This window comes from Streptomyces mirabilis, from assembly GCF_018310535.1.
In the GTDB taxonomy this organism is placed as follows: domain Bacteria; phylum Actinomycetota; class Actinomycetes; order Streptomycetales; family Streptomycetaceae; genus Streptomyces.
Genome location: NZ_CP074102.1, coordinates 4868025 through 4881890 on the forward strand (window position 1 = coordinate 4868025; position 13866 = coordinate 4881890).

Here is a 13866-nt window from a genome sequence, read left to right on the forward strand (position 1 = left end):
AACGACTCCTGCGGGATTGCGGGCGAACGGCCGGCATCGGGGCATGCCGTCCCTCGGTGTCATCGTTGACTTATGTCATCGTTGACACTGCTTGGCGAGGATGATGGACTCCGTTCCCCGGCAACGTCAATGCCTTGCGCCCGTCACAAATCGGCAACGCCCGCGGCCGTCGCCCGCCCGAAACCGTTCACTGGCTGCCCGGGACGTGCTTGTTTCTGTCCGCGCATTCCGAGAGAAGAGCAGCCCATGAGCCCGCGCCAGATCACCGTCCTGGGGGAGTGCGTCGCGGACGCCTTCACCGAACCCGCAAGCGCCCCGGATGAGCTCGCCCTGCGGGTGCTGCCCGGCGGCGGACCTGCGAACACGGCGGTGGCCCTGGCCAGGCTGGGTACCCCGGCCCGCTTCCTGGCACGCCTGTCCGGCGATGTGTTCGGCCGCCTGTTCCGGGCCCATCTCGAGGCGTCCGGCGTGGACCTGTCGTACGCCGTCGCGGCCGCCGAGCCCAGCACGCTGGCTGTTGCCGAACTGGACGCCGAGGGTCAGGCTGCGTTCTCCTTCCATGCCCAGGCCACCGCCGACTGGCAGTGGACCAGTGCGGAGCTGGTCGGCGTCGACCTGGCCGACACCGCCTGTGTGCACACCGGCTCGCTGGCCCTGGTCAAGGAGCCCGGAGCTGCCGTGCTGGAGGACTTCCTGGCTGCCGCCGCGCCTAGGGCCACGATCAGCATCGACCCCAACGTCCGCCCGCTCCTGGTGCACCCCGAGGTCTACCGCGCCCGGCTGGCGCACTGGTGCGCCCTCGCGGATGTACTGCGGCTGAGCGAGGACGACCTGGAACTCCTCCTGCCCGGAACACCGCCCGAGCAGGCGTGCGACATCTGGCATGCCGCCGGTACGCGGCTCGTCGTGATCACACGCGGTGTCGACGGCGCCCTGGCCTCACTCGACGGGGAGCGGGTGCAGGTGCCCGCGGTGGCGACGCCGGTCGTCGACACGGTCGGTGCAGGTGACTCTTTCACCGCGGGACTGCTGCACCACCTCGGCACCCACGGACTCCTCGGCGGCAGGCTGACGGACCTGCGTCTCGGCGATGTCGAGGCAGCCTGCCTGTTCGCCGCGCAGGTCGCGGCCCTGACCTGCTCGGTTGCCGGCCCCAACCCGCCGTGGCCGAACCAGTTGGCGCGGTTCGCGACCGTCGGCGACGCCTGATGGTCTGTCGGTCCGCACCGGAGCAATCGCGCCCGAACCATTGACGCACTGGCCGGATTGCGCTTCATAATCGGACACTCGATGTCATCGATGACACAAGTCGACGATGACACCCCCGGTGGGCGGCGTGGACGCCGGCCTCGGCCCGGGGCTTTCGGTCCGTCCACGCCGGGGCCGCAGTCACCGCTGCGCGGATGGCCGGGGGACAAGGAGACATCCTGAGCCCTGTACGCGTAACCCGGCATGCCCGCATGCGAGGGATCGGCTCGGTGAATCTGGGCAACGCCGTCGCCTGGCACCTCGACTCCGCTCACTGACAAGGACACGAAACCGTGAAGAAGACCCTGCTCGCCGAGTTCACCGCCCGAGAGGGAGCGGAGGAGGAGGTCGCCCGCCTGATCCGGGACTACGCCCTGAAGGTGCGGGAAGAGGAAGGCAACCTGGCCTTCGACGTCTACACCAAGGCGGCAAACCCGCGCGGATACTGGATCTTCGAGGTCTACCGGGACGAGGACGCCTTCAAGGCACACCTGGACGCCCCGTACGGTGCCCCGTTCAACGCCGCCCTCACCCCGTTGATCGAGGAGGACGCCTCCGTACTGACGTTCCTCGATCCGCTGGCCACGCATCCGTAACGGGCGCTGAACACCGGCGGCGACCCGGAACTGGAGCGCAGAAAGATCGAACTGCTGCTCCAACTCCGGGTCGACGGGGTTTGTACGCGTGCATGCACCACCGGGTCGTGGAGGTGCCGGAGCGGTTGTGGAGGAACGGTCCGCCGCGCTCTGCTTTGCTGGTCAGCCGTGCTCTGCCGCGCCTGGCCGGCGTGGCAGAGCAGGACAGGGCCCGCGGTCAGCTGATCGCGGCGGCGAAGATGTGTATCCGCTCGATGTCGGGGAGACCGACGAAGGCGACCTGCTTGCCCTCGGTCGGCGGGACCGTCGTCGCGTAGAGCCTCACGTTGTTGCTCGGCGGTCCCGTGGCTGTGTACAGGCAGAGGCCCCGTGCAGTCTTCACCTCCGACCTCTTCGCGACCGGCTACGACCGCGACAATCGTGCCGCCGTCGGGCCGTGCCGACGGAGGAGCTGGACCTGATGGAGCCGGCGGTGTACGGGCCGCGGGACGCGGTGGACAAGGTGCGGAAGGGCGCGCGGATGCATACGTGACCGAATCTGCACAGCGAATGCGCAACTGCGGCACGGGTGCGTTCTATTGGTACGGAGTTGTCCTGGTCGGGGCTGCCGTGGCAATAGCTGTCGGTTTCCTGTGCGGGGCTACATGTAGAGAAGCTGCCCTCAATTCGTGTGCGTGCGTGCAGGGATGAGTAGCCGACCGTCTCAATTGCCGTGCTGGGAGCGGCGACCGACTGGATGCCGGGCACCCTCCGTGATTTGATCCTTCGCGCCGCCGGGATCGCGCCAAGACGTCCGGAAACGGATGGCGCGCGCCTGCGGTCGCGGCCCACCGGCTATCCCCAGCTTGGCCGCTCCCCCTTGTGGAACATCCATACGAAGGGCAGTTTCATCATGAACTCCGCTCCCCAGGTTCAGACCCTTGAAATCTCTGACGCCGAGCTCGACACCGTCTCCGGCGGCCTGAGCCCGCAGGTCGGCATCGCCGCCGGCCCCACGGCGACCAGCAGCTCGGACCTCGTGGCTCAGTTCGGCGCGGTCAAGGACGGGGTCCTGGACGCCGTCGGCCAGTACCACCAGGTCGGCGTCACCGTCTCCTTCTGATCGTCAGATCGCGGAACTTCCTCATCGCGGGATCGCTGATACCGGCAGCCTGACCGCCGGTCGGCGTCCACAGCGACACGCCCCCTACCCGCGGGTCTTCGCTGGTAGGGGGCTTGATCGTCAGGGGTTGCTTCTTCTTGCCCTGAGTCTTGCCGGGGATGTTGGTGGCCTGGGTTTTCGCAGCTCGGGGCGGGTCTCGTCTGCGGTTGAGCGGTCGTCGTTGGTCCCTGTTGAGCGACCTCGGACGGCCCAGCCATGGAGTCCATGGTCGGCTTCAATCGGAGGAAGCAGCCCGCCACTCCGCGGTAACGCACCCTTTTTCCATGTGCCACCACTCCTTGACAACTCCGTGGTTCAGCAGCCGTTGCACCTTGGCGAGATCGGCGGTGGGCGGGACGTCCAGGGCGACCATGCGGAAGCGCTCGAACCCCTCGCCGTCGACGCCGAGTTCCCGAAACGCGTTGATCACGCTCTGCCGTGCGGCTCCCGAGCCGCCCTCACACAGCACGATGAGGCGAATGCTGCAGTTCCCCGAGCCACGAACCACGGCGTCGGCCCACCGCACGACTGTCTTCGTTGATCTCTGGGAACAGCGTTTGGCGACCGGTTCCGCAGCCAGTTGGTGATCACCTGGCTCAGGGTCTCGATGAGGAACGACGGCACCGTCGTGTCCACGAACGTGGGACGGCCAGCCTCTCGTCAGAGCGGCTGGCCGTCGAAGGGGTCGCCGGAGCCGGGCTTGAACGTCGTGCCGAGGTCGTACTGCGCGATCCCGAAAGGTCGAAAATCGGCATCGGCAAGGACGCGGTAGAGGAACTCAGAGGTGGACATGTCGTACCGGTCCCATGAGCCGCCGTCATCGGACCGCGCGAGGACGGGGCAATCGCCCGGCCGCTCGGCATCGATCAGCCAGCAGTACTCGTCGGCCCATTCGGTGGAGCCCCACTGAACCAACCCCTTGCCGCCCGGCGCGTAGATCGCACAGGGATCGAGGGCGGAGACCTCTCCGAGCCTGCTGTCCTGGTCGACCGACAGGGAGACCCGCCACTGTGTCAGGAAGTCGAACACGACGCCCTCGTCGCGCCCCAGAAAGTAGACGGAATCACTGAAGACGCCGCCGCCGAACGCCTCGTAGAGCTCCTTGTAGTCCTCCGGCAGCGGAACCCCCAGCTCTCCCTCGATCGCCGCCCAGTCGACGGAGATCCCGAGCGGCTCCCACCCGGTCAGTTCGATCACTCGCTGAACCCACATACAACAGTCTTTTAGCACCGGTCTTCGTTCCGATGTCCCTCAAGCCCCTCGTCCAACCCCCTCGTCGCTCACGTCGAGATCGGCAGCCATCGCACTCAGCCGACCTTGGCGGGTTCCTCAGCCCGGGCTCGAGTGCCGGCGAGGCGATAGGAGTCGGTGCCGGTCTCGATGATGGTGCCGTTGAAGGCGAGGCGGTCAACGATGGCCGCGCAGAGCCGAGGGTCGGTGAAGGTGCCGGGGTTCGTGACCACCCTTTCAATCGAACGACATCGTCACCCTCCGCGACGGCTCCCCAAGATCTGTGCCAGAACCGAGAAACGACAGCGCCAGTGCACCCCGCCGTCGCAGAGCGGCCACTCGGGAAGTCGCGACGACACCCCAAGTAGCTCTGCGCAGTGCCTCGTGGCATCCGGCCACGGAGCCTCCGCAAAAACCCGTTGGCGGACCACGGCGACCGCTGCTACTTTTCCGGAGGCCGTGCGAGAGAACGAGGAGGTGGTACCCGTGAACGCAGTATCGACATGGGTGCTCCCCTCCGGGGTCACGGTCGGGCGATAGGTCGTCCGGGAGCGCCGTTCAAGCGCACTCCCGAAAGGCACGACCATGGACTTCACTTCCGAACAACGCCTCGACGACGGCGTCCTCGAACGCGAATTCACCCTCGGCGAGATCCCCGGCATCCTGTGGACACCCGCATCGGCATCCGCACCGGCGCCGCTGCTCCTGCTCGGCCACCCTCCCCTCGGGCTGCGCAAGATGTACCCCCGACTGGCGGCCCGGGCCCGGCACTGCGCGGCGGAGGGCTTCGCCACGGCCACCATCGAGCTCCCCGGAAGCGGCGACCGGCCCCGTTGGCCCGCCGCCGAGCAGGCCCGCGCTGACCTGCGCCGGGCGATGGAGGCCGGCGAGCCGGTCAGCGACCAGATCGTCGACGCCCTCATCCTCCCGCTGGTCGACAAGGCGGTCCCGGAATGGCAGGCCGCCCTGGACGCCCTCCTTTCGCTGCCCGAGATCGGCGGTCCGGTCGGGTACTCGGGGGGAGTGATCTCCATCGGCATCCGGCTGGCGGTGGTCGAGCCTCGCATCTCGGCCGCCGTTCTGTTCGCCGGGAGTTTCGTGCCTCGCGCCATGTTCGATGAGGCCCGGCAGGTCACCATTCCGCTGCACGTCCTGCTGCAGTGGGACGACGAAGGGAACAACCGGCAGGCGGCCCTGGACCTGTTCGACGCCTTCAGCTCCAAGGAGAAGTCCCTGCACGCCCATCTCGGCGGGCACACCGGTGTCCCGCAGTTCGCGGGGGACGCCGCGGCCCAGTTCTTCACCCGACATCTGAAGTGAGCCGGGCCGTCGGACCGGCAGCAGACGCTAGCTGACGTCGGCCGGCATGCCGCTCAGCGAGGACAGGTCCCGGCCTTCCGCAGCTCTCTGCACCGTGGGCCCCTGCTGAACTCCCGGCAGGGGCCCGTGCTGCCTGAAGTCATGAACTGTTCGATTTCTGCAGAGCTTCGAGTGCTGCCCAAACTCGTCTACAGGTGCTGTCGGTTCCTCGGGCTCTGGCTCTGGCTCTCGTTGTGTGGAGGGCTCACCGACCGTGCTGAGGCGTGTGATGGGATGCCAGACCTCATCTCGCTGACGTACTGGGAGACCATGTTGATGTCGACGTACCCGTAGACGGATCCGGCTCGGTGGGAGTTCCTGGAAGGGTTTCCGGAGGGCTTCGGACTCGTTGAGGATTCGGCTCCGCTTCACGAGTAGAGCAGGACGCGCCTGCGGAGCAGAGCGAAGCTGGCCCGGCCGAACACCTGGCGCTTGAGCATCTTGATCCAGTTGACGTGTCGTTCGACGACGCCGGAGTCCCAGGGGAGGGTGAGTCCGGCGACGACGGCGTCGAGGTCGCGTTCGAGGTGGGATGCGAAGGGGTGCAGGCTGGGCAGGGCATCGTCATGAGCTGGGCGATCCAGGCCGGTAGACGTTCTGCCTGCCTGCCTGCCTGCCTGCCTGCCGGACGGACGGTACGGGGACGGGGACGGGACCGGTTCGGCGCGCGGGCGCCAGCCGCTGCTCCGGATCCGCCTCAAACATCCTGAGGTCGCGATTGTTTGGGCTGACTCCGTCAAGAAGAACCGCACCCCCGCCAGGGCCGCACTGCTCGGCCGCCGGGTGAGGCTCCGTTCAGGAGCAGTTCCACTGGCGTGCCAGGGCGACGGGCGCGAACCGCGAGCAGTCATCGGTGGCCGGATAACCGTCGGAGCCGACGAACCACCACCCGGTGCTGGGGGTGAACCGGAAGGACTGCAGGCCCGAGCCCTCGTCCTGGAGTTGGACCCGGTCGTCGCCTGTCGCGCCGGCACCAGCTTCGAAGCGGACGGCTGCGTATAGCGTGGTGCCGCAGCTGCCGTAGTAGAAGTTGCCGGGCTTCGGCTGGATGTGGCTGACCCTCTTGGCGTGCTCCCAGGTTTGGGTCACTGCAGACTTCACGTCGGCCTGGACCGCCAGGTTCTTACACGCGGCAGGGACGGCAGCGGCGGCGCTCGGCGTTGCCGTCGGCCGGGAGACGCCGGCCACCGCTTTGGCGGTGGGGACCGGAGAGGTGCTCGCCACCGCGGTCGGGCTGGCGGATGCCGTCACCGCCTGCGAGTCCGTCGGTGTGGGCGAGGCCGAGGACGTTGCGGATCCCGACGCACTCCGGGCAGCCGTAGCCGCGGCGCTCGCACTCGCTGCCGGGCCGGAACCGTCGTTGCAGGCCGCCAGGCCCAAACAGGCTGCGAGTGCCAGTGCCGCGGTGGCCGCGACCCGTCCGTAGTCGAAGGTCATGAGTCCCCCACTCCCGACGCGATCTCTCGGGCTCCCGCTTTTCGCCGCAGACTATAGCCCCGGGCCTCGCCCACGGTTCGCCTCGGACGGCATGAGGATGTGCCTAACGTGCCTCAACGACCGAGACCATCGCTGAACTGCGCAGATGTCCGGCGACCACTAGATAACGGCGGCTCCCGGCGCCATCAACAGCCTTGCGCTGCCCACGACGTCGTGTACGCAGCGTCACGCTCCACACAACGAGAGCCAGAGCCCACTACTGCTCGACAAAGCCACACGTCCTCCTCGTCGGGCTCGACCTCCACGATGTCGCCGCAGGCGATTTCCTGAACGAACCAGGGGTGTTGTCGAGCCGTGCGGTGCCGTCGCCCTGGTCGACGGCCCACAGACTCTCCACCGACGCCGGGGGCCAGTCGTCTTCGATCTCAAGCCGGAAGTGCACCTTCACGTACGGGCCGCCGGCATTCGTCGTGCCGCCCAGGATGCACACCCTCTATGTGCTGGCCGCGGGCGGGTGACTGGGCACTTCTCCTCAGAGGTGGGCTCGGGCTCGTCTGGGCTCGGGCTCGTCTGTTCCTCAGCCGACGACAGTCAGCCACGACGGCGGGTGCGCCGATCGACGAGGCGCGCGCGTGCCTCGTTGCACCCCACCGGCCTCAGCCGCGCTGTCGGGGTGTGTTCGTCGACCAGAGCAAGCCGTGAGGACCGACCCGTGACCGTCGGCCTGGTCCTGGAGCGTCTGCACATCGGACTCGAACGCGTGTAGCGCCTTGTCCGTCCCCGTCAGCAGTGACTCAGGGAAGAGTTCAGACCAGAAGGCGTCGCTCGGGTCTCGCGCCCCGGAGGCGAGTTCCCTTGCCTCGTCGTCCACGCGGGCCCGCCAGCGTACAGATGGTCTGATGGTCATGTCCTGGACTGTAAGCGCCAGTACTGACTCGTCCGTCTTCGTGCACGCTTTCCCACCGGGCTGGTTGGGTGTGGGTGTGTGTACGGGGGCGTTCACCTGCGTTCATGGGCGGCTCACCACCGGATTGGGATCGGCTTCCGGTCCCGGCTGAGCGACGGTGAACGAGGCTGAATGAGACGGAAAGTAAGAGGGGCGCGGCGGTCGTTGTCAGTACAGCCTCGTACTGGGCCGTATTCGGCTGTTTGACCAACGAAACGAGATGCCGTGCCGGGCGTCGCGAGCTTCAAAGATCTTCGACCTGTGATCATGGAGCGTTCATTAAAGGTGATCGACGAGGAGCTCCAGGTCGCGGGGGGCCGATGTGCCGCCGCCGCAGGGCGCTCGCGGTAACGCGCTGTAGGTGATGTGGTGAACTGGTTGACCTCGCGGCCGGCGGTGGTGCTGGTTGTGGGCTGGCTCTTACTGGCCTTACTGGTCGCGGCCTTGGCGCGGGTCGGCGTCAGGGTGCTCGTACCGGTCGAGGAACGGGATCGGGTGCCGCAGATCGCCACACCCCTGATGCCGACACTCGGCGCTGCCTTCGCGATCTTTGCGGCACTCACACTGGCCAGCGAGGCCGGCTACCTGCGCGCAGCCGAGGGATTGGTGAGCGACGAGGCGGCCGCGGCCTCCCGCCTGGCATGGGCGGCGACAAGTCCGCGAGTCCAGTCGGAGCCGATCCATGCGGCACTGCTGGACTACTTGCAGACCACTCGTGCCAGGGAGTGGGAGGCTGCAGCAGCGGCGTCCGGTGACGACCCCGCCACCGGACGCGCGATCGCACGGCTGGAGCGGAGTGTGCGCGCCGAGGCGGCCCGCTCCGAGGTGGGAACCCCGACAGGCACGGAGCTGGTGGTTTCCATGGACGGTGTCACCAGTAGTCGTCGCGCCCGCATTGCGGCCGCCTCGCGCGACGTTCCCGCGCTCTACGTCGTCACGCTTGTGGTCAGCGGACTGGCCTTGATCGTGAACTCCGGCGCACTGGTCTTCCGCAGCAGCCTGCGAACGTCACTGCTGATCGTAGGTGTTGCGAGTGTGGTCGGGCTGAGCCTGGCGTTGCTCTTCGCACTCAGCGCGCCCTGGAGTGGACCGTTCATCGTCAGTGGGCGTCCACTCGACGCCGTCATCGGGGACCTGAAGTCCGGCTTCTTCGACGGCGGGCCGTAGGGGACGGGCGCGATCAGTAGCCGACGACTGGGTCCAGGCCAGGAAAGCGGCGGGCGTCACGGCCGAGCTGCGCGGCATTTGACCTGCGGGAACGTCGAATGCTGCGCCTGGGAAACACCCCTCCGTGGTTCTCAGGTGTTTGCGGGGTTTCCCGGCCTGATGTGTGCTGAATCCGTTCCGGCCGGAAGTTGCTCACTCTGCGTCGGCGACGACGGAACCGACGCGTTCGGCCAGGCTCGGGTCGCGGCGGACCAGGAGCGTTGCGTAGCCGATGGCGGCGAGCAGGGTGGCCAGTGCCGCGTAGGGAAACCAGTTGTACGGCGCGGGCTGTCCGGGCTTGGCCAGGTAGTAGAGCGGAACCAGGATGGCCAGGGCGCCGATCGCGGGCAGCACCAGGTGCCGGACCGTCCGGAACTCCTGCGGACGGTACCTGCGGTAGTACAGCGGCAGGGCGATGTTGGACGCGAGGTAGACCAGCAGGATCAGGATGGCGCCCAGGCTCGAGGACTCCGTGAAGAAGACCACGGGGTTCATCGAGCCGCCGTCGGACCCGAGGACATGGCCCAGGCCCCAGCCTCCGATGATCAGCAGTGCGGTGGCGGTGAAGGTGACGATTGCGTTGGTCGGTGTGCGGCGGGTGGGGTGCACGTACCCGAAGAAGGACGGGAGCAGCCCCTCGCGGCCCGCGTTGAACACCAGGCGGGCCTGGGAGTTGATGCCCGCGATCAGTACGCCGAGGGTGGAGGTCAAGCCCCCGACGTAGGCGACGAACGCCAGCGCTCCGAGCGTGTCGTCGGCGACGGCGATGAAGGGAATACGGGCGTCGCCGAGCCTGGCCACGTCGTAGTCGAAGCCGGTCACCGTGGCGTAGGAGAAGAGGATGTAGCTCACGGTCATGATCGCGATGGAGAAGAACACGGCGCGGCCGACGTTGCGCCGCGGGTTCTCCGTCTCCTCGGCCAGCGCCGCCGAGTTCTCCCAGCCGACGAACAGGTACACCGCCAGCGGGAAGCCCGCTGCCAGGCCGCTGAGGCCGTGGCGGATGTGGCCGGGCAGGAACGGGTCGGCGGAGAGGTGGCCGCGGTGTTCGACGATCGCCGCGATCGAGACGACGACCAGCACCAGCATCTCCACGCCGAAGAAGTAGCCGGCCCACTTGGTGGAGACCACCACCCCGCGCAGCATCAGCACCACCGACAGTCCGGTCAGCAGTAGCGTCCAGATGATCCACGGCAGCTCGACGCCGGTGTAGTGGTGCAGGGTGATCTGTACGAACCCGCCCGAGATCGCGATGACGGAGGCCATCGCGATGATGTAGCCCAGCCCGGCGAGCAGGGCCGTGGTCACCGCGCTGACCGGCCCGAAGGTCTTGCCGACGAAGGTGATGAAGCTGCCCGCCGAGGGGTGCGCCCGGGAGAACTCGGCGAGCGTGTTGCCGAGCAGCGCGACCGCGATGCCCGCGGCGGTGATGGTCAGCGGGGACGCGATACCCGCAGTGGTGGTGAGGAAGGCGAAGCCGAAGAAGAAGCTCATGGCCGGGCCGACGTTGGCCATCGTGGCGGCGGCGATGTCCGCCATGCCGAGAACGCCACCGCGCAGGCGCTGGGGCGTGCTGTCGGCGGGGCCCGACGTCGACGACGGGCCGACGGCTCCGGGGTCAGACATGGCGGCAGTTCCTTCCGCGGTGTGGCGGGGCGAGCGGCGCGCGTTGCCGGTACTCGGGTCGGCGCGACCGGGCGTCAGCTCGGGCGGACATGCTGGTGTTGCTTCACAGCTCGCACGGCCGGGTCCATCGCGCCGCGGCCGAGCTCGGCAAGCAGTTCGGCGTGGCAGCGATTCTGTGCCCGTACCACCGCGGGCGTCGGAGCGGGCAGCAGCAGGCACAGGCGACCGAGCAGGTCGCCCGCGAACTCGCGGATTCCGGGGCCGCCGAGCGCTTCCGCGAGGTCGAGATGGAAGCGCGCCTCCAGTTCGAGCAGTCTTGCCGGGTCATCGGCCAGGTCCATCTCGTCGACGAGCGTCCGCAGCCCTTCGAGCCGGTCGACCGGGAGCTCGCCCGCACTGTGCGCCACCAGGCCGCATTCGAGCAGCAGGTGGAACGCGTTCAGTGAGGCCGCCTCGTCGGCGTCGTGCATCAGGGCGACGACCGTATCCCAGCCCGGCGCGACGAAGGTGCCGCCCGCCCGGCCTCGTCGGCGGTCGAGCAAGCCGTCCTGGCACATCCCCTCCAGCGCGCGGCGCACGGTGATCTCACTGATCCCCAGCTCCTCGGCGAGGACGCCGGCGTCCGGCAGCCGGTCGCCCGGTGACACGGACTTCAGCCGCACCTGCAGGGCGATCCGTGATCGGACGAGTTCGGAACCGGTCTGGCCCCTGCCGGACAGGAGAGGGGCGTTCCGCATCCCGGCGACCGGCGCCGGCCGTGCCTGGCCCGGCTGGTCGTAGGGCCCGAACTTGCCCGCTGCATTCACCACGACGTCACCCTAACGGCCTGCTGAGCGGGGTCATGGCGGGCGGTGGCGCCGTGCGCAGCGGAGGTTCTCGCGACCACGCCGCGGTGTGTTGTGCATGAGGGCTCCCACGGGGGCCGGAACACAGGGGACGACGCGACAGCCACCACAGATGGGGCGGCTCCGCGCTGCACGAAAAATAGAGCAAGGTGAACACTTATACAAGTCTTGTTCTTTTCGATCGTCATGAACTAATTTCCCGGTCACGACGCTCGTCCCCCTTCGGCGAAGCTGCGCGGTCACCCCCGCCCCGGCTCGCCGACGCATGTCCTCTTCCGCACCCCCTCCCTGGATGTCGAGATGACTACACGTCCCCCTCTTTCCGCCGCAGACCCCGTGACCACCACCGAAAGCGCCCCGGCAGGATCCTCCGGCCTGCAGGCCGGACTGAAGAACCGCCACCTGTCGATGATCGCGATCGGCGGTGTCATCGGCGCGGGCCTCTTCGTCGGCTCCGGCGCCGGCATCGCCGCCGCGGGCCCCGGCATCCTCGTCTCCTACGCGCTCGTCGGAGTCCTCGTCATCCTCGTCATGCGCATGCTCGGCGAGATGGCCGCGGCCAACCCCACGTCCGGCTCGTTCTCCGCCTACGCGGACCGCGCGCTGGGCCGCTGGGCCGGATTCACCATTGGCTGGCTGTACTGGTTCTTCTGGGTCGTGGTGCTCGCGGTCGAGGCGACAGCAGGCGCCAAGATCCTGGCCGGCTGGATACCGGCGGTCCCGCAGTGGGGCTGGGCCCTGATCGTCATGGTCATCCTCACCGCCAGCAACCTGGCCTCGGTCAGCTCCTACGGCGAGTTCGAGTTCTGGTTCGCCGGCATCAAGGTCGTCGCCATCGCCGCGTTCATCGTGGTCGGCGCCCTCGCGATCTTCGGGTTGCTACCCGGCTCGGACCACCCGGCGTCCGGCTTCTCCAACCTGACCGCGCACGGCGGGTTCCTGCCGCACGGGCCGGGGGCGATCCTCACCGGCGTCCTGATGGTGGTCTTCTCCTTCATGGGCAGTGAGATCGTCACGCTCGCGGCCGGTGAGTCCCAGGACCCGCAGGGTGCGGTCACCAAGGCGACCAACAGCGTGATCTGGCGGATCGCGGTGTTCTACCTCGGGTCGATCCTGATCGTGGTGTCTCTGCTGCGCTGGGACGACCCGGCGATCCTCAAGGACGGCTCGTACGTCGCCGCGCTGAGCTCCATCGGCATCCCGCACGCCGCCCAGATCATGAACGCGATCGTGCTGACCTCCGTGCTGTCCTGCCTCAACTCCGGCCTGTACACCGCCTCGCGCATGGCGTTCTCCCTCGGCCGGCGCAGTGACGCCCCGGCCGCCCTCGGCCGCACCACGGGCCGCGGCGTGCCGCAGTCGGCCATCCTGGCCTCGGTGGTCTTCGGCTTCATCGCGGTCGGCTTCAACTACCTCTGGCCGGACACCGTCTTCCAGTTCCTGCTCAACTCCTCCGGCGCGATCGCCCTGTTCGTCTGGCTGGTGATCTGCTTCTCCCAGCTGCGGATGCGCAAGATCATCCAGCGGGAGGCGCCGGAGAAGCTGATTGTCAAGATGTGGCTGTACCCCTACCTGACCTGGGCCACCATCGCCCTGATCACGTTCGTGCTGGGCTACATGCTGACCGACACGGCCGCGGGCGGCGGCCGCGACCAGGTGGTCCTGTCCACCCTGGTGGCCATGGGCGTGGTGGCCGTCGCGCTGGTCCGCGGGCGACTGGGCCGGAACAGGAGGCACAGCGCGGTAACCCCGTCGTAGGGGCCGGCCCGCGGTCGGTCCGCAAGGCGTACGTCGTCCTCAGTCACGTCCTCGGCGGTGCGGTCCAGTCCCGTTGCCTGGCGGTCAATCCTGCCGTCGGCGTGCCTCTGCCACGGACACGTCTTCGTCGGGCCGCAGGGCGGGCAGCCTGACCGGCCACCGTGACCGGACCGTCGTCGATCGTCTCGAACAGGACGAAGGGCCGGCCCGGGAGGGAAACCCCTCCTGAGTCGGCCCCAGGTCCTGTCCCCCGGCAGGATTCGAACCTGCGACACCCGCTTTAGGACAGAGGCGGGGGTGCCTTGCTGGTGACCTGCGGCTTCGATACGTCTTGTGGTGGCTGGCAACTCGACCGCGCGACACCGCCATTGACCGTGGCTGACCCCTGCATCTGGCACGGTTGTGGCACGAACCTCAGCCGACGACAGTCAGCCACGGCGGCGGGTATGCCGGCCGACCACGCACGCGTATGCC

General features: G+C 68.2%; 13 protein-coding genes and 3 pseudogenes. 8 read left to right on the forward strand and 8 right to left on the reverse strand.

The genetic code is table 11. From position 1 onward, the window contains the following. The first annotated feature begins 246 nt into the window (after nucleotides 1–246). Entirely contained in the window at nucleotides 247–1209 is a 963-nt protein-coding gene (locus SMIR_RS21610) for a carbohydrate kinase family protein (protein WP_168492647.1), read from the forward strand. 332 nt (nucleotides 1210–1541) lie between these two features. Next, entirely contained in the window at nucleotides 1542–1844 is a 303-nt protein-coding gene (locus SMIR_RS21615) for a putative quinol monooxygenase (RefSeq protein WP_168492645.1), read from the forward strand. A gap of 217 nt (nucleotides 1845–2061) precedes the next feature. Here SMIR_RS21615 and SMIR_RS21620 read toward each other — a convergent pair whose 3' ends face one another. Next, on the reverse strand, nucleotides 2062–2226 hold the full coding sequence (locus tag SMIR_RS21620; protein ID WP_168486601.1) for a hypothetical protein: 165 nt from the start codon (nucleotides 2224–2226) through the stop codon (nucleotides 2062–2064). Here SMIR_RS21620 and SMIR_RS21625 point away from each other — a divergent pair. After that, nucleotides 2201–2376, forward strand: a pseudogene (locus SMIR_RS21625) (DUF2000 family protein); the annotation flags it as partial. The gene SMIR_RS21620 and the pseudogene SMIR_RS21625 overlap by 26 nt on opposite strands. 360 nt (nucleotides 2377–2736) lie before the next feature. Further along, on the forward strand, nucleotides 2737–2946 hold the full coding sequence (locus tag SMIR_RS21630; RefSeq protein ID WP_212727261.1) for a hypothetical protein: 210 nt from the start codon (nucleotides 2737–2739) through the stop codon (nucleotides 2944–2946). A 274-nt stretch (nucleotides 2947–3220) separates the two neighbouring features. Here the strand turns inward: SMIR_RS21630 and SMIR_RS21635 are convergent, their stop codons facing one another. The 3 genes and pseudogenes from SMIR_RS21635 to SMIR_RS21645 form a co-directional block, all read right to left on the reverse strand. Continuing rightward, entirely contained in the window at nucleotides 3221–3511 is a 291-nt protein-coding gene (locus SMIR_RS21635) for a DUF4265 domain-containing protein (protein WP_168492643.1), read from the reverse strand. Nucleotides 3512–3645: 134 nt separating this feature from the next. Then, the gene (locus SMIR_RS21640; protein WP_212727262.1) at nucleotides 3646–4197 is read right to left on the reverse strand and encodes an SMI1/KNR4 family protein; all 552 of its coding nucleotides are present in this window, start codon (nucleotides 4195–4197) and stop codon (nucleotides 3646–3648) included. A 95-nt stretch (nucleotides 4198–4292) separates the two neighbouring features. Beyond that, nucleotides 4293–4430: pseudogene (locus tag SMIR_RS21645) on the reverse strand (IS21-like element helper ATPase IstB); the annotation flags it as partial. Nucleotides 4431–4800: 370 nt separating this feature from the next. Here SMIR_RS21645 and SMIR_RS21650 point away from each other — a divergent pair. Next, nucleotides 4801–5535 (forward strand): dienelactone hydrolase family protein, encoded by a 735-nt coding sequence (locus SMIR_RS21650; RefSeq protein ID WP_168492638.1) that lies wholly within the window; start codon nucleotides 4801–4803, stop codon nucleotides 5533–5535. 407 nt (nucleotides 5536–5942) lie between these two features. On the opposite strand, the pseudogene SMIR_RS43630 reads toward SMIR_RS21650, so the two are convergent. Together SMIR_RS43630 and SMIR_RS21660 are read right to left on the reverse strand one after the other, a co-directional pair. Then, nucleotides 5943–6166, reverse strand: a pseudogene (locus SMIR_RS43630) (ISL3 family transposase); the annotation flags it as partial. Nucleotides 6167–6369: 203 nt separating this feature from the next. Next, nucleotides 6370–6663, reverse strand: coding sequence for a hypothetical protein (locus tag SMIR_RS21660; protein WP_168492636.1), 294 nt, complete (start codon nucleotides 6661–6663; stop codon nucleotides 6370–6372). Between the two features lie 109 nt (nucleotides 6664–6772). Here SMIR_RS21660 and SMIR_RS21665 point away from each other — a divergent pair, with 109 nt between their 5' ends. Together SMIR_RS21665 and SMIR_RS21670 are read left to right on the forward strand one after the other, a co-directional pair. Beyond that, nucleotides 6773–7000 carry a hypothetical protein gene (locus tag SMIR_RS21665; RefSeq protein ID WP_168492634.1) on the forward strand — a complete coding sequence of 76 codons (228 nt, stop codon included), beginning with the start codon at nucleotides 6773–6775 and terminating at the stop codon, nucleotides 6998–7000. Nucleotides 7001–8326: 1326 nt separating this feature from the next. Next, the gene (locus SMIR_RS21670) at nucleotides 8327–9124 is read left to right on the forward strand and encodes a bestrophin-like domain (protein WP_211118734.1); all 798 of its coding nucleotides are present in this window, start codon (nucleotides 8327–8329) and stop codon (nucleotides 9122–9124) included. Between the two features lie 192 nt (nucleotides 9125–9316). Here SMIR_RS21670 and SMIR_RS21675 read toward each other — a convergent pair whose 3' ends face one another. Both SMIR_RS21675 and SMIR_RS21680 read right to left on the reverse strand, forming a co-directional pair. Continuing rightward, nucleotides 9317–10789 carry an APC family permease gene (locus tag SMIR_RS21675; RefSeq protein WP_168492632.1) on the reverse strand — a complete coding sequence of 491 codons (1473 nt, stop codon included), beginning with the start codon at nucleotides 10787–10789 and terminating at the stop codon, nucleotides 9317–9319. Between the two features lie 74 nt (nucleotides 10790–10863). Continuing rightward, on the reverse strand, nucleotides 10864–11598 hold the full coding sequence (locus tag SMIR_RS21680; RefSeq protein ID WP_168492630.1) for a FadR/GntR family transcriptional regulator: 735 nt from the start codon (nucleotides 11596–11598) through the stop codon (nucleotides 10864–10866). 336 nt (nucleotides 11599–11934) lie between these two features. Here SMIR_RS21680 and SMIR_RS21685 point away from each other — a divergent pair, with 336 nt between their 5' ends. After that, nucleotides 11935–13392 (forward strand): amino acid permease, encoded by a 1458-nt coding sequence (locus SMIR_RS21685; protein WP_211118733.1) that lies wholly within the window; start codon nucleotides 11935–11937, stop codon nucleotides 13390–13392. Nucleotides 13393–13866: the final 474 nt, after the last annotated feature.

Coding starts and splice junctions, on each gene's coding strand:
- SMIR_RS21630 (WP_212727261.1), top strand. CDS start 2,737: ATGAACTCCGCTCCCCAGGTTCAGACCCTTGAAATCTCTGACGCCGAG.
- SMIR_RS21610 (WP_168492647.1), top strand. CDS start 247: ATGAGCCCGCGCCAGATCACCGTCCTGGGGGAGTGCGTCGCGGACGCC.
- SMIR_RS21640 (WP_212727262.1), bottom strand. CDS start 4,197: ATGTGGGTTCAGCGAGTGATCGAACTGACCGGGTGGGAGCCGCTCGGG.
- SMIR_RS21685 (WP_211118733.1), top strand. CDS start 11,935: ATGACTACACGTCCCCCTCTTTCCGCCGCAGACCCCGTGACCACCACC.
- SMIR_RS21675 (WP_168492632.1), bottom strand. CDS start 10,789: ATGTCTGACCCCGGAGCCGTCGGCCCGTCGTCGACGTCGGGCCCCGCC.
- SMIR_RS21650 (WP_168492638.1), top strand. CDS start 4,801: ATGGACTTCACTTCCGAACAACGCCTCGACGACGGCGTCCTCGAACGC.